This window comes from Lentzea sp. NPDC004789, assembly GCF_053601075.1.
Window position 1 is genome coordinate 118625 of sequence record NZ_JBSGBE010000008.1, and the last position, 22764, is coordinate 141388.

The window sequence follows — 22764 nt, forward strand, 5'->3', positions numbered from 1 at the left end:
ATAACGGCTGGTCGCGCCACTACCGTGAGCACGGAGGGAGGCGGTGGTGGAGTTCAACGTCCTGGGACCGGTGGAGGTCGTGGACCACGGCCTGCTCCTCCCGTTGCGGCCGGGCAAGCAGGTGGCGCTGCTGTCGATGCTGTTGTGCGCCGGGGGTGCGCCGGTGTCGGCGGACCGGCTGCTGAACGCGCTCTGGAGCGGGCGGCCGCCCAGGACGGCGGCGGAGAACCTGCGCGGGTACGTCCACCAGTTGCGCCGCGCGTTGGGTGACGCGGGGCGGATCGTGCGCCGGGCGGCGGGGTACGCCCTGGTCGTCCACCCGCTCGAACTCGACTCCGCCAGGTTCGAGGCCGCGGCGGAACGCGGCCGCGCCGCGATGTCCGGCAGCGACCCCGAATCAGCGGCGCGGCTCTGGCGGCAGGCGCTCGAACTGTGGCGGGGCGCGCCGTTCGAGGAGGTGGACGTCGACGTCGTGCGCGAGGAGGCCGCACGGCTGGAGGAGCGCCGGCAGGCGGTGCTGGACGCGCGGATCGAGGCGGACCTGGCACTCGGCCGCCACCACGACGTGATCGCCGAGCTCACCACGCTGGTCGCGCGCCACCCGTTGCGGGAACGGCTGCGGGAACACCTCGTCCTCGCCCTGTACCGGGCGGGCCGGCAGAGCGAGGCGCTGGCGGTGGGCCGGGACGGCCGCCGGCTGCTGGCCGAGGAGCTCGGCCTGGAGCCGGGGCCGGGACTGCGCAGGCTGGAGCAGGCCGTGCTCGCGGGCGACCCCGCGCTGGACGTGCCGGTGACCACGCCGGACGGAGTCGACGTCACGACAGGGGACATGGACCGCGCGGTACCGCGTCAACTGCCCGCGCACACCCCTCATTTCGTAGGCCGCACAACGGAGTTGGACCGTCTGACGGCTCTGCTCGACGTGCACGGGGACGCGGCGATCTCGACGATCAGCGGCACCGCGGGCATCGGCAAGACCTCGCTCGCGGTGCACTGGGCGCGGCGGGTCGCCCGCCGGTTTCCCGGCGGCCAGCTGTACGTCAACCTGCGCGGCTTCGACCCCGGCGGTCTGCCGGTGGATCCGGGCGAGGCGCTGGCGGGGTTCCTCGACGCGCTCGGGGTGCCGCCGGGGCAGCTGCCGCCCACGACCGAGGCGAGGTCCGCGCGGTACCGCAGCCTCGTCGCCGATCGGGAAGTGCTGGTGCTGCTGGACAACGCCCACGACGTCGAGCAGGTGCTGCCACTGCTGCCCGGCGGCGGCAGCAGCTTCACCGTGATCACCAGCCGCAACCGCCTCGCCGGCCTGACCACCCGGCACGGCGCCCGGCCGCTCACCTTGGACGTGCTCGGCCGCGGTGAGGCGGAGGCACTGCTCGCGAGCCATCTCGGCCGTGACCGCCTCGACGCGGAACCGGAGGCGGTGCGCGAGCTCATCGGCTACTGCGCACGGCTGCCGCTGGCGTTGTCGATCGTCGCGGCACGGGCGATGGCGCGTCCCGCCTTCTCCCTGGGAGTGCTGGTCGAGGAACTGCGCGACGAACGCAGGCGGCTCGACGCCCTCGACGCGGGTGATCCGACCACCGACATGCGGGCCGTGTTCTCGTGGTCCCACCGCCAGATCGGCGCGCAGGCGGCCGAGCTGTTCGTGTTGCTGGGACTGCATCCGGGCGCGGACATCGGGGTGCCCGCCGTCGCCGCCCTCGCCGGTGTCCCGCGCGGGCGCGCGTCCGCGCTGCTGGCGGAGCTGACCAGGGCACACCTGCTGGACGAGCACACTCCCGGCCGATTCACCTTCCACGACCTGCTGCGGGCGTACGCGGCGGATCGGGCCGAGGAGCTGCCGGAGGACCAGCGCCGGCACGCGATGCGACGGCTGTTCGACCACTACGTGCACACCGCCGACCGCGTGTACCACGTGCTCGCGTCCATCCACGCGCCGATCGCGCTGGTAGAGCCCGATCCCGTGGTGCGGCCCGAGCAGCCTGCCGACCAGACCGCCGCGTGGTCCTGGTACGAGACCGAACACCCGGTGCTGCTCGCCGTCATCGACCGCGCGGCCGAAACGGGGTTCGAGCACCACGCCTGGCAGCTGTACCACCTCCTGTGGACGTGCTTCGAACGCCGCGGCCGGTGGCAGGAGTGGGAGGAGGCCGGGCGCGCGGCCCTGCGCGCCGCGTCGGAGGCGGGCGACCGGGACGGTCAGGGGCGCGTGCACCACGCCCGCGGCTGGGCGTGCGCGCTGCTCGCCCGCTACGACGACGCGCACTCGCACCTGCACCGGGCGCTGGACGTGTACGAGCAGCTCGGCGACCCGCTGGAGCAGGCCTGGGTGCGGTACACGATCGCGCGGACCCTGGAACACCAGGACCGCGTTCCCGAGGCCCTGCACCACGCCGAGCAGGCGCTGGAGGTCTTCCGCCGCCACGACCACGGGCCGGGTCTGGTGAGATCGCTGAACCTGGTCGGGTGGCTGTCGGTGAAGAGCGGCGACCACGAACGAGCCCTGGATCTCTGCGGCCGCGCGCTGGAGGGCTACCTCGGTCTGGGCGACCAGCGCGGCGCCGCGCACACCTGGGACAGCCTCGCGTTCGCCTACCACCACCTGGGCCGCTACCGCGAGGCGATCGACTGCTACGGCAAGGCCATCGGCCTGTACCGGGACCTGCGCGACGAGTTCTACTCGGCCAGCACGCTCGCCCGCCTGGCCGACACCCACCACGCCGCGGGAGAGCTGGAAACGGCCCAGAGGCTGTGGCGGCAGGCGCTGGCGATGTTCGACGACCTGCGCCACCCGGAGGCCGAGCAGGTGCGGGCGAATCTCACCGGGGAAACCTCCACCCGCTCGGCCACGACCGTCACTTCGCGAACTCCGCGATGAGCTCCCGCAAGGTGTCCGGAGCCTCCAGCTGCGGGAGGTGACCGGCGTTGTCGATCAGCACGAACGAGGCGTCGGGCAGCGCGTCGGCGTACGCGACGCCGTGTTCGGGCGGCACGATCCCGTCGGCTTTGCCCCAGACCACCAGGGCGGGTGTCGTCGCCGACGGCAGGCGGCCCAGCAGCGTGGGGTCCGCCATCGTGGTGCCTCCGTAGAGGCGCAGGGTCTCCCGGTTGGCCGCCATCATCGCCTGCCGTTGCGGTGGGAGGCTCGCGACGTCGATCCGGAACGCGTCCGGGTCGGCGTAGCTCAGGTCGGCCACCTGGTCCATGGTGAGGCTGAAGAAGTCGGCGATCGGGGCCTGCGGGAGATCGAGGCCCACCGCGTCGACCAGCACGACGCGGGCGACCCGCGGGCTCGCGAGCAGTGCGATCTCCGCCGCGATCCAGCCGCCGATCGAGTTGCCGACCACGGTGACGTCAGTCAGGCCGAGCTCGTCGAGCAGGGCGGTGTAGACGCGGGCGAGTCCGCCGATCGTCGTCAGGCCGTCCGGTCTCGGGGTGCCCTCGAAGCCGGGGTGGACCGGCACGAGGACCTGCGTGTCGCCGCCGGTCGCGAGTCGCTCGGCGAAGCCGAGCACCGACTGCGGGCCGGCGCCGCCGTGCAGGAGCAACATCGGCCTGCCGGAGCCGTGGGCGGTCAGGTCGACCGAGCCGTGCTCGCCGAGGTCGACGCGTTGTGCGGTGGACGTCATGGTGCGCTCCAAGTGGGGATCAGGCGTGGTCGGCGACGGGCTCGGTGGCGTAGGCGCGCATCGCCTCGGCGATCGCCGCCGGTGTCATCGGGCGGCCCGCGGCGATCATGTCGCGCAGGTCGCGGAAGTACCGCACGTACCGGTCCGGGGTGAAGGTGTTCACCATGACGGCGGGTTCGTCGGCCTGGTTGGCGAAGGTGTGCGGCGCGCCGGGCGGCACCATGACCAGCGTCCCGGCGGGGGCCTCGTGCGTCTGCTCCCCCACGGTGAACGTCACCCGCCCCGACACCACGTAGAACCCCTCGTCGTGCTGGGCGTGCCGGTGCTGCGGCGGGCCTTCGGTGTGCGGCGCGATCGTGATCTCCACGATCCCGATCCGGTGCTCGGTGGCGCTGCCGTCCTCGAGGATCCGCACCCGTGTCGTCCCGATGACCACTGTCTCGCCGTTGTCCGGTCCCACGACCGAAACGTCTGCCATGTGCGACTCCCTCTCTGCGGTGGCCGAACGTACTCGCGAGAGTTCACTCGCGCAAGTACACTCTCACGAGTACGAGACCCGGCCTGGTGGGAGAATCCGGCCACGGCAGACGAATCGGAGGACGATGCGCACGACAGAACGGCGCGAGCGGGTGAGCCGCACCGAGCAGAAGCTCCGGACCCGCACGGCGATCGTCGACGCGTGCCGGGAGCTGATCACCTCAGGCCGCCCGGTGACGATGCCCGAGGTCGCGGAGAGGGCCGGCGTCTCGGAAGCGACCGCGTACCGCCACTTCTCCGAGATCGTGGAGCTCGTCACCGTCGCGCTCGGCGACCTGTGGCCGACACCGGCCGAGGCGCTCGCGCCGGTCGCCGACAGCGACGACCCGCTGGCGCGGCTGGAGTTCGCGACCGAGTTCCTGCTCCGGCGGGTCGCCGCCTACGAGGGCGCCGTTCGTGCCGTCATCGCCGCGACCGTGACGAACCCCGCCGACGCGCGCCGCCGGCCGGGCTTCCGCTTCGGCCTGATCGACGAGGCGTTCGACCCGGTGCTCACCGCGACCACCCCCGCCGCGAAAGCCCGGCTGGCACAGCTGAAGCAGGACCTCGCCGCCGTCGTCAGCGCCGACGCCCTGTTCTCGCTCACCGACCTGTGCGGCCTCGACACCGACAGCGCCATCGCGAGCCTCCAGCGCACCGCCCGCACCATCGCGCGGGCGGCGCTGCCCGGCCTCACGGCCTGAGATCACCGATGCTCAGGACTGCGGCTGGAGTTGCCATTGCTGGTTGGCGCCACCGGTGGCGGTCCACTGCACGACCTGCGCACCGTCGCTTGTGGACTGTCCGTACACGTCTGCGGCCAGACCGTTGCCGACGTTGACGATGGTGAAGTACCCGTCGGCCGCGGGCCGCAGGGACCACTGCTGGTTGGTGCCGCCGTTCGCGCTCCACTGCTGCAGCTGCAGGCCGACGGTGGAGGACGAACCGTTGACGTCGAGCACCTTGCCGGTCGCGTCGTAGCGCAGGGTGAAGGCCCCGTTCTGGCCGGCGCTGAGGGTCCAGGTCGCGTTTCCGGTCTGCTGCACGGCTTTGGCACCGTCGGCGGTGGAGTTGCCGGCGATGGCCAGCGGCTTGCCGCTGTTGCGGTTGACGACGCGGTACTTGCCCGGCGCGGGGCCCTGACCGCCGCCGCCCAGGGTGAAGTACTCGGCCGTGTCGGTGAACGTGGTGGTGCCGGACTTGGCGGTGGACAGGACGAGGTACACCCGTGAGCCGCCCTCGGCGGGAGTCGTGAAGGACACGGGCTGGCTCACACGCGAACCCAGCGGGACGGTGAGGGTCGTGCTGCCGGAGGCGATCACCGCACCGGCCGGGCCGTCCAGCCGGGCGCTCCAGGCGAAGTCCACGGCGGTGCCGGTGAAGTCGTCGTTGAAGACCGTGACGGTGCGGTCGACCCTGGTGTTGCGGGCGAAGCTCGGAACAGCCGACGGCAGCGGGAAGCTGCCGCTCGCGTCGGACGCACCGGACGCCGACCAGTAGGGCAGGTCGATCGCCGCGACCGGGTTGAACCCGGCCTGGACGCGCTGGATCTGGGCGTTGCTCCACGGGTCCGGCAGGTTGTCCGCGCCGTAGACGGGACGGCCGCCCTCCTCCGGCGTGAAGTCCGTGGTGCGCACACCGGGGATGACGCTCGCCCAGGCGGACAACAGCGTGTAGGGCCGCAGATCGCTGGTGTCCTTGCCGCGCTTGGCCGCGGTCGCGGTGGCGAACCACGTGAAGCCCTGCTTGCTGCTGCACGCCGGCCAGATGTACTCGCCCTCGCCGTCCGGCCGACCGGCCACGGACCAGGTCTGCTCGCCGTAGCGGCCGGTGCCGTCGAGGTAGTGCGGGAGGAGGTTGAAGTTGGCCTGCGTCATGCCGGGATACCGGTTCGGCGACGCGCCGGGAGCCACCTCCAGGGTGACCGGCCTGGTGCCGTCGGTGCCGTTCACCGCCGCGTACAGGTCCTTCTGGAACTGCTCGGAGTCGGTGTCGGCGAGGTTCGGCTCGTTCATCTGGCTCCAGCGGATGACCGCCGGGTGGTTGCGGTCGCGCAATGTCAGCGCACGGGCGTGAGCCACCATGTTGGCGCGACCGGCGTTGAAGTCCTGCGCGTTGCCGGCGCCGCGGATGGCGGTCTCGTCGATGATCATCAGACCCAGCTCGTCCGCCGTGTCGAGCATGTACGGACTGGCCGGCTCCTGGTGGATCCGGACGGCGTTGAAGTTGAGCCGCAGGTAGTTGTCGACCGCCTGCGGCCAGCCGCCGTTGCCGGTCGACGGCGGGAGGAAGCCGGGCAACGTGTCGTAGGCGTCGCCCTTGCCGCCGTTGTCGACGCGGTCGTAGTCGGCGCCCTGCAGGTTGTCGCCGCGGACGTTCAGCCGCACCCCGTTGAGGCGGTAGTACTCGCCGTTCTGGGTGCTCTCCCGGAACCCGAACCGGTAGGTGGCGTCGCTGGTGCGGCCGTCGTCGGTGGACGCGTGCACCGACAGCCGGTGCAGCTGCGCGCGATACCCCTGGCGGTACGGCACGTTCGGCCACCAGTACGAGGCGGCGCCGAGAGACCACGCGATCGGGCCGACCGTGACCGTCGCGGTGGACCGGGCCGCGACGGTGACCGTGCGGCTGGGCAGGGCGGGATAGCTGAAACTCGTGCCGTTGTCCGACGCGAGCGTGCCGCCGAGGGTGACGACGCGGGCACTGCCGGAGGTGTTGGTGACCGACACGTCGTAGGTGAGGCTCTGGTCGGTCACCGACGTGCGGACGAACGCGTCGCTGACGTACACGGCCGGGTACACGCGCAGGAACGCCGAACGGAAGATCCCCTGCGGCACCGCCTCGGACCAGTTGGCGGCGTCGGGCACCAGGTACTTGCCCGCCGATGTCTTCAACGCGTTGCGGCCCTTCACGTTCACGCTGATCGTGTGCGTGGTGCCGGGCGCCGCGACGGCGGTGATGTCGAAGTTCGACGGGGTGTACGCGGTCGTCTGGGTCGCGACCACCCGCCCGTCGACCGACAGGGTCGCCTGGTGGTTCACCGCGCCGAACTCGATCCACGCCGACTGCGGCTGCCCCGAGTCCGGCACCGTGACGGTGCGCGAGTACGTCGCCTCGGACACGTCGGTGAAGCCCTGCTTGTACCAGCCGCCACCGGGCACGGTGATCGTCGTGGCCGCCCGGCCCGCGGGCGTGAAGTTCCACCTGCCGGCCAGATCGACCGACGCGATCGCGGCGTTGCCCGCGGCCACGCCGTTGACGTCCGGAACCGCGGTGGTGGAACCGGCCGCCGGGACCGGGGTCGTGACCCCGGCCGCGGCGAGGACGGCCGCTACCACGGCCGACACCCACGCTCGTGCCATGCTGGATCTCCTTGTCCTGGCAAGAGTTCTCATGGCGGCGGCGGGCCGACGAACAGTCCACAACGGACGCATATGGCGCTGGGCGACGTCTCCGGAACGTAGAACTCGGCGTCTGCGCTGGTCAACAGCTGCGGCACATTGGCAGGTACACGTCAGCCCAGGTGGCTCGGCAAGGCGGGCCACGGGGTGTGCGAGCGGCGCAGCCGATCACCCCGTCCTCGTCGACGGAGAAGAACCGCACGGTCATCAGCCACGCGGCGCCGGGCGGTCCCCGAGGAACTCCGCCGGCCGGAACTCGACGAACGCGGCCGGGCCGAGCCCGAGCGAGTCGGCGCGCGCCTGCAACCGCCGTGGCTCGGCCAGCCCGGCCCAGCGCCCGGTCTCGATGCGCTTCTCCATCGTGAGCACTGCCGCGACCAGCTCGGCGGTCGTGAACGCGCAGTGCCCCGCGTGCTTGGTGTACGCCTGCCTCAGCAACGCCGCGGCGCCGCCGTCGCGGACGTCTTCCGCGTACTCCTCCTCGTGCTGCACCGGGACGAGGCCGTCGTCGGTGGTGTGCAGCGTGAGGATCGGCATGGCCGGTCGTCCGGTCAGCGTGGACGTCCTGAGCATCCAGGCGTGCGCCGCGGGGTCGGCCGTCACATTCGCCGTGCGCGTCAACAGGTCCAGGTCCGCGCGCAGGTCCGCGCCGGCGAGCCCGTACAGGCGCGCCACCTGGCCGAGACGTCCCGACTCGGCCAGCTGCCGCCAGTAGTTCACGCCCTTGTTCCACGTCGGGTTGCCGCCCGCGCTCCGCTCCATGTCGTAGCGGCCGAGCACGATGAACGGCAGGATCGCGCGCAGGTTCTGGTACTGACCCGCGACCTGGGCGTCGACGTCGCCAGGAGCCGGCTTCGGCTGCCCGGGCACCCACGCCGGTTCCTGGTACAGGGCCGTGATCAGCGCGAGCCGCGCGCGGCCGGCCGGGCTGGTGCTCGCCTGGTCCACCGCGGCGATCATCCGGTTCGACGTGGCCGCGGCCTCGGCGGCATCGGTGAACCGGACGAGCTTGACCTGCTCGCCCGCCAGGAGCAGCTGGGCGATCGCGTGCGACCCGTCCAGCTGGTAGTTGTGCAGGTCGATCCCGCCGCCCATGAGGCCGCAGGTCGCGACGGCGCCGTCGAGCCACCGGCCGCCGCGTTCGGCGAGCTGGCCGGTGATCATGCCGCCGAACGACGTGCCGAGCGCGATGGCACGGCGCGGCTTGCCGATGATCCCGGTGACGGCCCGGAGCGTGTCGAGACCGTCCTGGGCCGCGGTGTCGGCCACCCAGCCCGGCCGGGAGTACGACGAGCCGGCCAGCGCGTAACCGCGTGCCAGCAGGGCGTCCGCAGTGGCCTGGTCGGGACTGTCGACCGGCGGGTTGACCGGTGTGGGGTTGTAACCGTGGCTGTAGAGCAGCAGCGTGCCGTTCCAGTTCCCCGGCACGTCGGCGATCCAGGTCGCGCCGTCCGGCAGCACCCCGTCGTACCGGGTCGCCGGTGCGGCCTGGGCCGCCGCGGGCGCGAGGTTCATCGCGGTCAACGAGGTGATCACTGCGACGAGCAGTCGTCGAACAGCCTTCACAGTCGTCCGTCCCTTGCGTCGAGGGGATGGCGCGCGGCCTGCTCGACGTTAGGCATATCCGTGACGACCGTCAATAGAACGGCAACCTTGCCAGGTGGCGGTCGCGTCCATGTTCACGTTCACAAGAATGGCTGAAGAATCGGAGATCGATTGGCCTAGTCAGACCGATCCAGATTGTTAGCGTTAACAGCCAACATTGACCATGGGTATCGCCGGCAGTAGCTTGGCCGAAATTCAACCGGGAGACGCCTCCTCCCCTTCGACCAGGAGCCTCGTTGACGCACCCTGCTGACAACACGCTCTCCCGGCGCAAGTTCGGTCTGCTGGCGGCGACCGGCATCGCGGCGTCGGCCCTGCCGGGCCCGGTCGCCGCAGCCCCGCCACGTGACCGCTACACCCCCACCTGGCCGTCGGTCGACCGCCACCCGGCCGCACCGGAGTGGTTCCAGGACGCCAAGTTCGGCGTCTACTGGCACTGGGGCGCGTTCACGACGCCGGAGTACGGCAGCGAGTGGTACGGCCGGGACATGTACCGGTCGGACAGCCGCGAGAACAACCACCACAAGGAGCTCTACGGCGACCCCGCCGAGTGGGGCTACGAGCGTTTCATCGACGGAGGCGTCGACCGCGCGGGCAACCACGTCCAGTTCGCGCCCCGGCTCGTGTCGCACGGCGGCAGGTTCGACCCGGACGAATGGGCGAGGATCGTCAAGGAGTCCGGCGCGAAGTTCGCGGGCCCGGTCGCGGAGCACCACGACGGGTTCTCGATGTGGCACAGCGAGGTCAACGAGTGGAACTCCGCGGAGAGGGGACCGCGGCTCGATCTGCTGAACCTGTTCGCCGAGGCGGTTCGCGCCCAGGGCCTCAAACTGCTGGTGTCGATGCACCACGCGTTCAACTACAACGGCTTCTACGACTACGCCCCGCGCCAGACGGACCCGAGCCTGCGCAAGCTCTACGGGCAGCTGCCCCGTGCCGAGGAGGACGCGCTGTGGCTGGCCAAGCTGAAGGAGGTCGTCGACCGGGCCGAGCCCGACATCCTGTGGCAGGACTTCTCCCTGAACTCGCCGGGCTACTGCCTGAACGACGGTCCCTGCGCGGTCGGCGAACAGCAACGGCTGGAGTTCCTGGCCTACTACTACAACCGGGCCGAGAAGTGGGGCAAGGACGTCGTAGCCACCTACAAGCACTTCGACAAGGGGTTCACCAACTCCGGTCAGGTCGAGGACTACGAACGCGGCGGACCGGCGGACATCGTCACGCCGTACTGGCTCACCGACGACGCGATCAGCAGCTCCAGCTGGAGCTACACCAAGGGCATCGGCTACTACTCCAGCACCCAGATGATCCACTCGCTGATCGACCGGGTCAGCAAGGGCGGCAACATGCTGCTCAACATCTCCCCCACCCTCGAAGGCACCATTCCCGACCAACAGCGCGCGGTCCTCGCCGACATCGGCACGTACCTGCGGCGCTTCGGCGAGTCGATCTACGCCACCCGCGCGTGGAACGTCTGCGGCGAGGGGCCGACCAAGATGGGCGGCGGCTCCTTCGTGGCCCCCAAGGTCGGCACCGCCAAGGACATCCGGTTCACCAGGGACAAGGCCGGGCGGGTCCTCTACGCCACGGTGCTGGCGTGGCCAGGCGCGACGCTGAACATCACGACGCTGTCGAGCGGGCGGGCCGACCTCTCCGGCCTGCGGCGCGTGCAGCTGCTCGGTGACGCCGCGTCGCTCACCTACCGCCAGGACGACACGGGGTTGCACGTCGTGCTGCCGGAGACGAAACCGTTCGACTCGCACGCCTACGTTGTGAAGCTCGCCTTCGCCGGCCGGATCCCCGTGGTGGCACCGGAATCGGGGGCCGCCGTGTTCACGGACCGCGACTACCGCGGCGCCACCGCCAACCTCTCCGTGGGCACCTACACCGCGGCGCAACTCCAGCAGAGGGGTCTCGCACCGCGCAGCATCTCCTCGGTCCTGCCCGCGGCGGGCTGCGAACTGCTCGGCCACCCGGCCGACAACCTGACCGGTGCCCCGGTGAGCGTCACGGACCCGACCCCGGACCTCTGCAGCCGCAAGGCCGACAACGCGATCGTCTCCGTGCGCGTGCGGCTCGACCCCGCCCGGTGGTTCCACATCGTCAACGTGACCAACGGACTGGCCGTCGACGGCGGCGGCGCGGTCGCCCCCGGCAGCCCGCTGAAGATCTGGACGCCGGACGGCAGCACGAACCTCCAGTTCCGGATCGAGGACGCGGACAGCGGATTCGTCAAGCTCACCAACAACACCAACGGCCTCGTCGTCGACGGCACGGGAGCCACGCAGCAGGGCGGCAACCCGGTGCAGTCCGTCTACACCGGAGCGCCGGGGCAGCAGTGGTCGATCACCAGCACCGGCGGCAACACCTTCGTGATCGCCAACCGGGTCACGCGCCTGGTCCTCGACAGCGGCGGCAACGTCGGCTCGGGATCCCCGCTCAAGGTCTGGACCGACGACGGCAGCCCGAACCTGCGCTGGCAGTTCTTCCTCGCCTGATCACCCCCGTGCCGGTGCCGCACCCTCGGTCGCGGCACCGGCGCCGGGCGGTCAGAGCGGTGGCACGGTGCCCTGCCGCCCCAGCCACTCCAGCGCTTCCCGCACGGCCTCCAGGGAGCTGTACCGCGGCCGGTAGCCGAGCAGCCGGTCGGCCTTCGCGGTGCTGCTGTTCGGGCTGTGCGCGATGTGGTCCCAGGTCAGCCGCTCGGCCTCGGCCGGCACCGTGGACCGCCAACGCTCCCAGGGCAGGTAGGTCAGGTTCGCCTCCCTGCCGTACCAGCCGGCCACCGCCTCGGCGTAGCCACGCAGGGTCAGCGCGGCCGGTGACACGACGTGGAAGCTCTCCCCCACCGCCGCCGACCGGTGTGCCATCGCCGCGGTGAACGACTGCGCGACGTCGTCGGCGTGCACGTGGTGCAGGGTCTCCATACCCAGGTTCGGCAACGCGACCTCCTCGCCCTCCGCGAGTCGCCGGAACACGTCGACGTCGAGGTTGCCGGCGGGGTTGATCGGCACCCAGCCGGGGCCGCTGATGTGGCCGGGGTGCAACACCGTGGCCGGGAAGCCGTGGCGCTGCGCCTGATCGAGCAACCACGCCTCGATGGCCGCCTTCTTGACGCCGTAGTCGCCGAACGGCCGGCGTGGTGCGTCCTCCGTGGTCGGCACCACGGCGCTCGGGCCGTGCACCCAGACCGTGCCGCAGTGCAGGAAGTGCCGCACCCGCCCGGCCAGTGCCTCCACGAGCTGCCTGGCGCTGCCGAGCTCGAAGCAGATCAGGTCGATCACGACGTCCGGCTCGAGGTCCCGGACGCGGCCGGCGAACGTGCCGTCGCGTTCCTCCTCGACCCTGTCCGCGATCACCGTCGTCACCGCCGACCACGCCCCGTCCGTCCGGTACGGCGCCGACTTCCCTCTGGTCAGGACCGTGACCTCGTGCCCGGAGGCGACCAGCCGGGGGACCAGGTAACCGCCGATGTGCCCGGTGCCGCCCAGCACCACCACATGAGTCATGAGCCGATGATGCTCATCCGGCGTCGGCTCGTCCACCCCTTCCGGTCCACATCGGACGGTGTACTGGAGCGCCGGGATTCCGCAGCTCCGTCAGCAGTGCTGGAAGACGTGGTTCGAGTTGTCCGGCCCGACCAGTTTCCGGTCGCGCAACGTCGTCGTCCTCGGTGTCGCCGGGTCCGCGCAGACCTCGGCGAACGTGCCGTGCAGGTTGTCGGTGTACTCGATGGCCAGCACGTGCACGCCGTAGACGCCGGTGTACGTCGCGCACTCCGAGAAGGCGTGGCACTCCTCCGTCACGGCGAAGTCGAAGCCGACCTCGTCGTGGGCGCGCCGGCTGACCTCCGCCGAGTTCTTCTGGCCGATCGCCAGGCCGCGGTCGTGCGCCCGTGCGCTGAGCAACGCCGCGTAGGCCAGGTTGTTCTCGACGGTCAGCCGGGCGCCGGAGCGCGAGTAGGAGTCGAGGTTGTCGATCTCGACGGAGCCGAAACCGCGGTCGGCGCAGCGAGTGATCGACTCGCCGGTGACGCGGGCCAGTTCGTCCCGGTTGGACAGTGTCGAGGTGTCCAGCAGGAGCTCGTCCGGCCAGTCCCGGTCGACCACCGGCTCGCCGCCGGAGTCCTTCAGCACCAGGTGCTCGCGCTGCGTCAGCCACAGCTCGCGGTCCTGCGGCTGGGTCTGGAAACCGTTGACGTAGCAGACGTTGTGGACGCCGGGGGCAGGCGAGGCCGTGCTGTCGCGGGCGACCAGGGTGACTCCCGCGGGCGGCGGGTAGGCGGTGCCGAGCTGGTAGTCCAGCACCGCTGGCGAGGGCGGCAGCGTCACCGCGGCGCGTTCCACCGTCCGCTTCGCGGGAGCGGCCTCGTCGTCCGCTCCTCCTGAGCACGCGGCGAGCAGGAACAGCGCTGCCAGCGGCAGGGCGCGCACACTCATGGGACTCCTCGATCGCGGAACGGCGGCAGCGAAACCTACCGTCCGGCGCCCACCCAGCTGTACTCGTGCTCCGGCCGACCGGTGGCGCCGTACCGCAACCTCATCATCGCTCCGCCGTCGCGCACCAGCGAGGTGAGGTACCGCTGCGCCGTGGCCCGCGCGATGCCGAGCTCGGTGGCGAGCTCCGCCGCGGACGCCGGCGAGCCGTACGCGCGCAACCCGTCGGCGACCAGCTGAGCCGTGGCCGCGGACATGCCCTTCGGGGTGTTGCGGCGGTCGCGTTCGTGCAGCAGGCGCACCGCGCGGTCGATGTCGGCCTGGCTCGCGGTGCGGCCGGCCGGGGAGAGCTGGGCGTGGTAGCGCGCGTAGGCGGTGAGGCGGTCGGCCAGGTCGTCCCCGTCGAACGGTTTGACCAGGTAGTTCAGTGCTCCGGCGGCGAACGCCGCGCGGACCGTGGCGGCGTCGGACACGGCGGTGAGCATGATCGTGTCCGTGGCGATCTCCCGCAGCAGCAACAGACCCGACTCGCCGGGCAGGTAGTTGTCCAGCAGCACGAGGTCCACCGGCGTGTCGGCGAGCCGGGCGCGGGCCTCGGCGGCGTTGTGCGCGAGGCCCGCCACGGCGAAGCCGGGGACGCGCCGGACGAAGTCGGCGTGCAGGTTCGCCACTCTGATGTCGTCCTCCACGATGAGGACGCGGATCGTCACGTCAGTTCCTCCTCGACCAGTACCTCCGCGCGGTCCGCGGGTTCGAGCACCTGCGGCAGGTGAGCCAGGAACAGCGCTCCCCCGCCGCTGCTGTGCGCCAGCTCGACGTCACCGCCGAGACTGCGGGCCGCCTGGCGGGTGAGCGCGAGGCCGAGACCGCGCCCCTCACCCTCCTTCGTGGACACGCCTTCGGTGAAGATGCTGTCCCGCAGGTGTTCCGGCACTCCCTCGCCGGAGTCGGTCACCGCCACGTGCAGGGTCGTGTCCTCGGCGAGCAGGTCCACCTCGACCGTCGCCGGGCGGCGCGTGCCGTGGCTCGCGGCGTGCAGCGCGTTGTCCACCAGGTTGCCCACCACCGTGGTCACCTCGACGGGTGCGACCACTTTGGACGGAACCCAGCTCGACGGTCCCAGCACCAGCCGCACGCCCTGCTCGGCCGCCGCCGACGTCTTGGCGGACAGGAACGCCTGCAGGTACGGGTCGTTGATCTCCTCGCTGGACCCGAGCATGGTGATCGGCCCGGACGACATCGCCGTCACGTACTCGAGCGCCTCGTCGTAGTGCCGCGTCTGCAGGAGTCCGGACAGCGTGTGCATGCGGTTCGCGAACTCGTGGCGCTGCGCCCGCAACGCGTCGGTCAGGCCGCGCGTGGCACCCAGCTCGCTGGTCAGCGCCTCCAGGTCCGTCCGGTCGCGCAACGTCAGCACGCCGCCCAGGTCGTAGCCGTCCTTGCGCACCTCGCGGTAGTTCGCCACGAGGACGTGGTCACCGGCGACGGTGATCAGGTTGTCGACGCGCTCCCGCGACTCCAGCGCCTCGCGCAACCGCGCCGGCAGGTCCAGTTCGGCGACGGGCGTGCCGACCGGGGCGGTGAGCCGCAGCAGTCGCCTCGCCTCGGTGTTGCACACGGACACGCGCCCGTTCGCGTCCACCGCGAGCACGCCCTCGCCGATGCCGTGCAACACCGCCTGGTGCTCCTGCATCAGCTCGGCGAGCTCGTGCGGTTCGACGCCGAGCGTCTGGCGCTTCAGCCTGCGCGCGAGCAGAACGGCACCCGCGACACCGAGCAGGAGCGCGCCGCCCGCGAACAACGCCGTGGTGCCGAGCTGGCGCCACCGCGCGTTGTCGATCTCGGACGCGTTGATGCCGACGCTGACCTCGCCGACGATCGTGCCGGTGTGGTCGCGCAACGGCACCTTGCCGCGGGCCGAGAGGCCGAGCGTGCCGCGCTCGATGTTGGAGATCTTGTTGCCCGCCAGCGCCTCGCTGGGGTCGGTGCTCACGTGCTCGCCGATCAGGTCGGGGTTCGGGTGGGCGAGCCGGATGCCGTGCTCGTCGGTCACGACGACGAACAGGGCCTCGGTCGCCTTCCGGGCGCGCTCCGCCTGGTCCTGCACCAGCGGCTGCTGGTCGCCCGCCACGGCGTCGCCGAGGCCGGGATCCGACGCCACCGCCTCCGCCACGGCGAGCGCCCGGTCCTGGTACTGACGGGACAGCTCGAGGCTCTCGGTCCACACGCCGAGCAGGGCGCCCACGACGAGCACCAGCGCCAGCAGGCCGATCTGCAGGATCAGCAGCTGTCGGACGAGCGGCATCTTCGCCCTGGTCATGCGCCAGACGGTAACTCCGCGCGGGCCCAGAGCAAAAAGCGCAAAACGCGAATTACGTTCGTTGCGCGTACTGCGCGACAAAGCATCGAGGAGTGACGCAGCCCACCTACCGTTCACCGCCAAGCAACACCGGCGAAACCCCAGGGAGCTGGCACGCATGGCGGAACTGATCGAGCTGCGCGGGGCGACGAAACGCTTCCCCACCGGATCGGGTGGGGTGCACACGGCGGTTCGCGACCTCACGATGACCGTGGACCGCGGCGAGTTCGTCGCCGTCGTCGGCCCGACCGGGTGCGGCAAGTCCACGACACTGTCGCTCGTCTCCGGACTCGAACCTCCGTCGGAGGGCGAGGTCCTGGTCGGCGGGCAGCACGTCACCGGCATCCCGGAGGGTGTCGGGTACATGTTCCAGAACGACGCCGTGCTGCCGTGGCGGTCGGTGCTGGACAACGTCGCGGCCGGGCCCCGCTACCGCGGTGAGCCGAAGGCGGCCGCCCGCGCGAAGGCACGTGACTGGGTGCAGCGGGTCGGCCTCGGCGGGTTCGAGGACTACTACCCGCACCAGCTCTCCGGCGGCATGCGCAAGCGCGTCGCGATGGCGCAGACGCTCGTCAACGAGCCGTCGATCCTGCTGATGGACGAGCCGTTCAGCGCGCTGGACGTGCAGACGCGGGCGTTGATGCAGGACGAGCTGCTGCGGCTGTGGTCGGGCACCGGCGCGGGCGTCGTGTTCGTGACGCACGACCTGGAGGAGGCCATCGCGCTCGCCGACAAGGTCGTCGTGATGACCAGCAGCCCGGCGACGGTCAAGGCGACCTTCACCGTGCCGCTCGACCGGCCGCGCACGGTCGAGGAGGTCCGGCTGACGTCGCAGTTCCTGGAGATCTACCGGGAGATCTGGGACTCGCTGCGCGAAGAGGTCGAGAAGGCGCGCGAGCAGGGAGCCACCCGTGTCGCATGAAACCACGCAGGTACTGGAGGAACCGGCCGTGACGTCCACTGTGAACCCCGTGGCGAAGTCCACTCCGGACAGCACGTCCCCGGTGGACGCGCGCACCGCGCACCGCAGGCGCAAGGCCAAGGTCTGGTCGATCAGGCTCCTGCTCGTCGTCGCGTGGCTGGTCAGCTGGGAGCTCACCGCGACCTACCTGATCGACCCGTTCTTCTACTCCAAGCCCTCCGCGGTCGCGGCGAAGCTGGCCGACTGGTTCACCGTCGGCACCAGCCAGGGCAGCATCTGGGAGCAGATCGTCGTCACGCTGCAGGAAGCGGTCGCGGGCTTCGTGCTCGGCGCGCTCGCCGGTGTCGTGCTCGGCATCCTGCTCGGCCGCAGCCGCCTGCTGGCCGACATCTGCGCGCCGTTCATCAAGGCGGCCAACGCCGTGCCGCGCATCGTGCTCGCGTCGCTGTTCGTGATCTGGTTCGGGCTCGGCATGTCGTCGAAGATCGCCACGGCGTTCGTGCTGGTGTTCTTCGCGGTGTTCTTCAACGCCTTCCAGGGCGCGCGAGAGGTCGACCGCAACCTCATCAACAACGCCCGCATCCTCGGGGCGAGCCGGGTGCAGGTGCTCGGCACGATCGTCGTGCCGTCCGCCACGTCGTGGATCCTCGCCTCGCTGCACTCGGCGTTCGGCTTCGCCCTCATCGGCGCGGTCGTCGGTGAGTTCACCGGAGCCGACCGCGGTCTGGGCCTGCTGATCAACCACGCCCAGGGCACGTTCGACGCGGCGGGCATCTACGCGGGCATGATCGTGATCACGGTGATCGCCCTGCTCGCCGAGTGGCTGCTGACCCTCGCCGAGAACCGGCTGCTCAAGTGGCGCCCGCCGGCGGCCAGCGCGGAAGTCCAGCTCTGACCCTCCCGATCCCCTCTCCCCCGGAGTGAACGTCATGAAGATCCGCGCCACCCTCGCCGTGCTCGCCATCGGCGCACTGAGCCTCACCGCGTGCCGCACCCAGGCCTCGTCCGGCGTCAGCACCGACAACCCCGAGTTCAAGATCATGGTCGGCGGCATCGAGAAGGTCATCTACCTGCCCGCGAAGCTGACCGAGCAGCTCGGCTACTTCACCGAGGCCGGGGTGAAGGTCCAGCTGCTCACCGAGCCCGCCGGTGCCACGGCCGAGAACTCCCTCGTCTCCGGCGACGTCCACGGCGTGGTCGGTTTCTACGACCACACGATCGACCTGCAGGCCAAGGGCAAGTGCATCACCAGCGTCGTGCAGTTCGCGGACGTGCCCGGTGAGGTGGAGGTCGTCGCGACCGCCAAGGCCGACGCCGTCAAGAGCCCCGCCGACTTCAAGGGCCGCAAGCTGGGCTTCACCAGCCCCGGTTCGTCGACCGACTTCCTCACCCAGTACCTGGCGACCAAGAACGGTGTGTCCACTTCGGACTACACCGGTGTGAAGGCGGGAGCGGGCCAGACGTTCGTCGCCGCCGTCGACAACGGCGCGATCGACGCGGGCATGACCACCGACCCGACCGTGGCCACGCTCGTCAGCACGGGCAAGGCCAAGGTGCTGCTGGACATGCGGACCGTGGAGGGCACGAAGGCCGCGCTCGGCGGCCTGTACCCGGCCAGCTCGCTGTACATGGACTGCAACTTCGTGCAGCAGCACAAGGAGGCCGTCCGCAAGCTCGCCGGCGCGTTCGTGAAGACCCTGGCGTTCATCAACTCCCACAGCGCCGCGGAGATCGCCGAGAAGATGCCCGCCGACTTCGCGGGCGGCAACAAGGACCTCTACGTCAAGTCGATCAACGACTCGAAGGGCATGTTCAACTCCGACGGCAAGATGAAGGCCGACGGCGCCAAGAACGTGCTGGAGGTGCTCAGCCAGTTCTCCCCGGCGGTGAAGCCCAAGAAGGACCAGATCGACCTGGGCAAGACCTACACCACCGAGTTCGTCACCAATCCCTGACGACCTCCGACGACGCCGTGGCACCTTGAGTGCCACGGCGTGGTCAGCGAGGACGACCGGACCGGCGCTGCTCCAGACCTCCCAGGATGAGGGCGAGCCCCGCCTCGAACGCGGACTCGTGATCGATCGCCGGGAGCTCGGCGGGCGACTCGGCGCCGAGGTCCGCCTGCTCCTCCAGGACGCTGCCGACCGTGAAGCGCCCGGCGGCCAGCATCGCCATGCCCGCGTCGTGCTCCGGCACACCGGAGGCCACGAGGAAGTCCAGCTTGTGGCGGATCCGGTCGAGGTCGGCGACGGGAGCCGTGCCCGCGTGCAGGCGCGCACCGTCCCTGCGCGCCAGCAGTGTGCGCCGGAAGCTGCGCGTGTTCTCCGCGAACCACTCCCGCCAGTCGTCACCGGCCTCCGGCAGCGCCTGCGCGGCGTGAGGCCTCATCGCCGCCTCCGCCATCGCGGCCAGCAGGTCGTTCTTGGTGCGGAAGTGCCAGTAGAGCGACGGCTGCTCGACACCCAGCCGCTTCGCCAGCCGTCTCGTGCTCACGGCGTCGAGCCCGACCTCGTCGAGCAGGTCCAGCGCCTCGGCGATGACGGTCTCGCGGTTCATCTTGGTCACCTTGACAACCTATCGGTGATAGAGAAATCTGAACAGGAACCATTCACCGATAGATTTTGGAGCCGGGATGACCACCGGATCGTCGGCGCGGCCGCTGCGCGTTCTCATCGCGGGAGGCGGGATCGCGGGACAGGCACTGGCCTTCTGGCTCACCAGAGGCGGGCACGAGGTGACCGTCGCCGAGCGCTTCCCCGTCCTGCGGGCCACCGGCGCCCAGGTCGACCTGCGCGGGCAGGGCATCGAGGCCGTGCGGCGGATGGGACTGCTCGACGCCGTCCGGGACGCGCTCGTGGACGAGGCCGGCGTCGCCTTCGTCGACGCGCACGGCAGGGCCAAAGCGACGATCATGGCCAACACCTCGGGCAAGGGCCGCCAGACCCTGACGTCGGAATACGAGATCATGCGCGGTGACCTGGTGCGCATCCTCCACGACGCGACGAAGGACGGCGCCGAGCACGTCTTCGGCAAGGGCGTGGACGGGTTCGACCAGGACCACCACCGGGTCGTCGCACACTTCTCCGACGGCTCGTCGGGCGAGTTCGACCTGCTGATCGGCGCGGACGGCCAGGGATCGCGCATCAGGAAGTCGCTGCTGCCACGGGGTTTCGACCCGTACCGGCGCCTCGGCATCCACCTGGCCTACTGGTTCGTCCCGCGCATCGCGTCGGACAGCAACATCCGGGACACCTTCATGGTGCCGGGCGGCCGCCAGATCATGCGCCGCAGCCACAACCCGGACGAGACCCAGGTGTACTTCGTGCTGCGGGAGCGGTCCGCCGAAGCCTCCGCGATCCACCGCGCTCCCGTCGAGCAGCAGCAGAGGTTCTGGGCCGAGCGGTTCCGCGACGCCGGCTGGCAGACCGAGCGCTTCGTCGAAGGCATGAGGGACAGCCCGTTCTTCCACTCCCAGGAGGTCGTCCAGGTGCACACGGACACCTGGTCGAAGGGCCGCGTGGTGCTGGCCGGAGACGCCGCGCACTGCGCTTCGCCCTACAGCGGCATGGGCGTCTCCGGCGGTCTCGTCGGTGCCTACGTGCTGGCGGGCGAGATCAACCGCCACCCCGGCGACCTGCCGGCCGCGTTCGCGGGCTACGACAGGACGTTGCGGCCGTTCGTCGACGAGATCCAGGGCGAGGTCAACCCCAGCCTGCTGCGCCTGGGCCTGCCGACGTCCCGGCTCGCGATCAACGCGTTCCAGGCGGCGACCGCGCTCGCCTGTTCTCTGCACGTGCCGGACCTCGCCGCACGCTTCGCGAAGGACGACCGCGGTGGCGGCTGGCGGTTGCCGGAGGCACCGGACCAGGCCCGGTGCCCCCTCTGAGCGCTCACCGCCGGACGGAACGGCGCCCGAGCGCGGCCTCGACCCCGGCCGCCTTCTGCGCGGTGTTCCGGGCCATCACTCCCCCTGGTGGCGGACCGGCGAGGACAGGCGCACGCGTACTGCGGACTCGGCATCACCCACTACCGGCAGAACCACCTCGACCAGGCGATCAACTGCTTCCGCCACGCGCTCAAGCACTACCGGCCGAGCCGGTGTCGTCGTCAGCGCCGCGCCGGCCGCCAGACGACAACACCGGCCCTGTGCACGACATCGCCGCAGTCACATCCCGGGACCCCGGAACCTGTACCCCCAGTGTTGACCGGCAACAGGTTCCGGTTCACCCTGTTCGAGCCGCGCTCAGTGCGGCAGGACGAGCCGGTCGGCGATGTCGTACAGATCGGCCTGCGGTACCCGGCCGGCGATGACGACCGGGCCTCCGCCGACCGCGTCGAGGACCCACAGCCGTCGGTAGCCGTTCTCGTCGGTGTAGCGCGTCGCGTGGCCCTGCACGGGATGTCCCGGTGCGCCGGACGGCTGCCCGACGACAGCGCTGTTGACGAGGATCGGCGGCTGAACGGTGCACGTGCCCAGCTGGTAGCTCGTGCTGGTCTCCGGCCCCACCGGGGACCGGTCCAGGGCCGGTTGGACGTTGAAGGCGCAGATGCGCATCCCGTTGGGCAGGTCGCGCAGGGCGAACGCCGGGGTGACGGTCGTCGTGCCCGGGAAGTGGATGTTCTCCGCGATCCGGCGGCCGGCGTCGACGAGTTGCTGCGCGGGCGCCTGGCTGCCGGGCGCGGCGGACACGTTCACGTACATCGAACCGCCCTCGGGGTGCGCCACGTACAGCTCGTAACCGCCCGGCCCGGTGGACACCGAGCTCTCGACCCCGTGCTGCCCGTTGATCGTCACGGACTGGCCAGGACCCGACTTGAACGTCGCCTGGTCCACCGGCACCATCCGGAACTGCTGGACGTCGACCTCCAGGACCTGGCCGCCGGCCGTGACGGTCAGCATGTACTCACCGCCGTACAGGGGCGCGTCCGGGTTGGCCGCGCTGGACCCCACGTTGACCCGTTGCGCCCGGTAGGCGACCTCGCCCGGCGGGAGCCAGCCGAGGGAGTAGGGCATCCGAAGGCCCGCCGCGGCCTGTTCCGCGGTCGTCTGGGGCTGGCCCTGAGCCCCGTTGGCGGTGTCGGTGAGCTGGGACTGCTCCGCGGGGCCCGGCCGGTTCAGCACCACGGCGGTGACCGCGCCGAGGGTCAGCACGGTCGCCCCGGCGGCGACCGCGAACGGCCGGCTGAGCCCGCGCCTGCGGTCGATGCGCCGGCGCGCCGCGGCGAGCACCGCTTCGCTGTCGGGCGCGTCGTCCTCGCGCGCCGTGAAGGTGTCCTTGATCAGGTTCTCGATGTTCATCACGTCTCCCTGGCCTGGACCATCTGCTCGATGGCCAGGCCGTTTCGCAGTGCCGCCAACGCCTTGTGGGCGTGCGCCCGGACGGTGGCCTGGGCGCAGCCGAGCAGCTCCGCGATCTCCGGATCGGGCAGCTGCTCGTAGTACCGCAGCACCATCACCGCCCGCTGGCGCTTGGGCAGCCGCGCCAGGCGCTGCCACATGTCGTCGCGCGCGGCGTGGTCCGAGGCGAAGTCGTCCGCCCGTGCCTCGTCGGGGACGTCCCCCGACGCGATCACACGCGCAGACCAGCTATGTCGCCAGGACAGGTAGCCGTTGGTCACCATCCGCAGCACATATCGGTCGGGATGATCCGCGCCGCTGATCCGGGACCAGTGCCGGTACACCTTGACCAGCACGTCCTGCACCAGATCAGCCGCCTGCTCCCGCTCGCCGGTGAGCATCGTCGCGTACCGCAGCAACCGCGGCAGTTGCGCTCGGGCGAAGTCGTCGTAGTCAGCCATCACCCTTGAAGACTCGCCTCGGCGGCGCTCCGTTTACCGGCTTCGCGAATAAACAGGTTGATCCGCTCAACGAGTCATAGAGGTACTGGGGGCATACCAG

The 22764-nt window shown here is 70.9% G+C and carries 18 protein-coding genes; 7 read left to right on the forward strand and 11 right to left on the reverse strand.

Going from position 1 to position 22764, the window contains the following annotated elements; translation table 11 throughout:
• Positions 1-46 precede the first annotated feature (46 nt).
• Positions 47-2878 carry an AfsR/SARP family transcriptional regulator gene (locus tag ACWEIJ_RS20330; protein ID WP_449838735.1) on the forward strand — a complete coding sequence of 944 codons (2832 nt, stop codon included), beginning with the start codon at positions 47-49 and terminating at the stop codon, positions 2876-2878.
• Here ACWEIJ_RS20330 and ACWEIJ_RS20335 read toward each other — a convergent pair.
• Entirely contained in the window at positions 2856-3629 is a 774-nt protein-coding gene (locus ACWEIJ_RS20335; RefSeq protein WP_449838736.1) for an alpha/beta fold hydrolase, read from the reverse strand. The two genes, ACWEIJ_RS20330 and ACWEIJ_RS20335, sit on opposite strands and share 23 nt — an antisense overlap.
• A 19-nt stretch (positions 3630-3648) precedes the next feature.
• The gene (locus ACWEIJ_RS20340) at positions 3649-4107 is read right to left on the reverse strand and encodes a cupin domain-containing protein (RefSeq protein WP_449838737.1); all 459 of its coding nucleotides are present in this window, start codon (positions 4105-4107) and stop codon (positions 3649-3651) included.
• A gap of 124 nt (positions 4108-4231) precedes the next feature.
• On the opposite strand from ACWEIJ_RS20340, the gene ACWEIJ_RS20345 reads away from it, so the two are divergent.
• A complete protein-coding gene (locus tag ACWEIJ_RS20345; protein ID WP_449838738.1) occupies positions 4232-4849 on the forward strand; it encodes a TetR/AcrR family transcriptional regulator in 618 nt (205 codons plus the stop codon).
• A gap of 12 nt (positions 4850-4861) precedes the next feature.
• Here ACWEIJ_RS20345 and ACWEIJ_RS20350 read toward each other — a convergent pair whose 3' ends face one another.
• Entirely contained in the window at positions 4862-7504 is a 2643-nt protein-coding gene (locus tag ACWEIJ_RS20350) for an RICIN domain-containing protein (RefSeq protein ID WP_449838739.1), read from the reverse strand.
• Positions 7505-7750: 246 nt separating this feature from the next.
• Positions 7751-9109, reverse strand: a complete 1359-nt coding sequence (locus ACWEIJ_RS20355; RefSeq protein WP_449838740.1) for an alpha/beta hydrolase — start codon at positions 9107-9109, stop codon at positions 7751-7753.
• A gap of 275 nt (positions 9110-9384) precedes the next feature.
• On the opposite strand from ACWEIJ_RS20355, the gene ACWEIJ_RS20360 reads away from it, so the two are divergent.
• Complete coding sequence (locus ACWEIJ_RS20360; RefSeq protein WP_449838741.1) at positions 9385-11646, forward strand: alpha-L-fucosidase; 2262 nt, start codon at positions 9385-9387, stop codon at positions 11644-11646.
• Between the two features lie 51 nt (positions 11647-11697).
• Here ACWEIJ_RS20360 and ACWEIJ_RS20365 read toward each other — a convergent pair whose 3' ends face one another.
• The 4 genes from ACWEIJ_RS20365 to ACWEIJ_RS20380 all read right to left on the reverse strand — a co-directional run bounded on the left by ACWEIJ_RS20365 (position 11698) and on the right by ACWEIJ_RS20380 (position 15904).
• Positions 11698-12657: an NAD-dependent epimerase/dehydratase family protein gene (locus ACWEIJ_RS20365; protein WP_449838742.1), complete on the reverse strand. Its 960-nt coding sequence runs from the start codon at positions 12655-12657 to the stop codon at positions 11698-11700.
• A 90-nt stretch (positions 12658-12747) separates the two neighbouring features.
• Positions 12748-13587 (reverse strand): endo alpha-1,4 polygalactosaminidase, encoded by an 840-nt coding sequence (locus ACWEIJ_RS20370; protein WP_449838743.1) that lies wholly within the window; start codon positions 13585-13587, stop codon positions 12748-12750.
• A gap of 35 nt (positions 13588-13622) precedes the next feature.
• A complete protein-coding gene (locus ACWEIJ_RS20375) occupies positions 13623-14294 on the reverse strand; it encodes a response regulator (RefSeq protein ID WP_449838744.1) in 672 nt (223 codons plus the stop codon).
• Complete coding sequence (locus tag ACWEIJ_RS20380) at positions 14291-15904, reverse strand: ATP-binding protein (RefSeq protein ID WP_449838745.1); 1614 nt, start codon at positions 15902-15904, stop codon at positions 14291-14293. The genes ACWEIJ_RS20375 and ACWEIJ_RS20380 overlap by 4 nt, the downstream gene beginning before the upstream one ends.
• A 157-nt stretch (positions 15905-16061) precedes the next feature.
• On the opposite strand from ACWEIJ_RS20380, the gene ACWEIJ_RS20385 reads away from it, so the two are divergent.
• The 3 genes from ACWEIJ_RS20385 to ACWEIJ_RS20395 are packed head-to-tail and all read left to right on the forward strand — an operon-like array spanning position 16062 to position 18820.
• The gene (locus ACWEIJ_RS20385; RefSeq protein WP_449838746.1) at positions 16062-16865 is read left to right on the forward strand and encodes an ABC transporter ATP-binding protein; all 804 of its coding nucleotides are present in this window, start codon (positions 16062-16064) and stop codon (positions 16863-16865) included.
• Positions 16855-17760 (forward strand): ABC transporter permease, encoded by a 906-nt coding sequence (locus ACWEIJ_RS20390; protein ID WP_449838747.1) that lies wholly within the window; start codon positions 16855-16857, stop codon positions 17758-17760. The genes ACWEIJ_RS20385 and ACWEIJ_RS20390 overlap by 11 nt, the downstream gene beginning before the upstream one ends.
• Positions 17761-17794: 34 nt before the next feature.
• Positions 17795-18820, forward strand: coding sequence for an ABC transporter substrate-binding protein (locus tag ACWEIJ_RS20395; protein ID WP_449838748.1), 1026 nt, complete (start codon positions 17795-17797; stop codon positions 18818-18820).
• A gap of 43 nt (positions 18821-18863) precedes the next feature.
• Here ACWEIJ_RS20395 and ACWEIJ_RS20400 read toward each other — a convergent pair whose 3' ends face one another.
• Positions 18864-19421, reverse strand: coding sequence for a TetR/AcrR family transcriptional regulator C-terminal domain-containing protein (locus ACWEIJ_RS20400; protein WP_449838930.1), 558 nt, complete (start codon positions 19419-19421; stop codon positions 18864-18866).
• Between the two features lie 76 nt (positions 19422-19497).
• Between ACWEIJ_RS20400 and ACWEIJ_RS20405 the strand changes: the two genes are divergently transcribed.
• The gene (locus ACWEIJ_RS20405; protein WP_449838749.1) at positions 19498-20751 is read left to right on the forward strand and encodes an FAD-dependent monooxygenase; all 1254 of its coding nucleotides are present in this window, start codon (positions 19498-19500) and stop codon (positions 20749-20751) included.
• A 357-nt stretch (positions 20752-21108) separates the two neighbouring features.
• On the opposite strand, the gene ACWEIJ_RS20410 is transcribed toward ACWEIJ_RS20405, so the two are convergent.
• Complete coding sequence (locus tag ACWEIJ_RS20410) at positions 21109-22164, reverse strand: hypothetical protein (protein WP_449838750.1); 1056 nt, start codon at positions 22162-22164, stop codon at positions 21109-21111.
• Positions 22164-22664 carry a SigE family RNA polymerase sigma factor gene (locus ACWEIJ_RS20415; protein ID WP_449838751.1) on the reverse strand — a complete coding sequence of 167 codons (501 nt, stop codon included), beginning with the start codon at positions 22662-22664 and terminating at the stop codon, positions 22164-22166. The genes ACWEIJ_RS20410 and ACWEIJ_RS20415 overlap by 1 nt, the downstream gene beginning before the upstream one ends.
• Between the last annotated feature and the right edge of the window lie 100 nt (positions 22665-22764).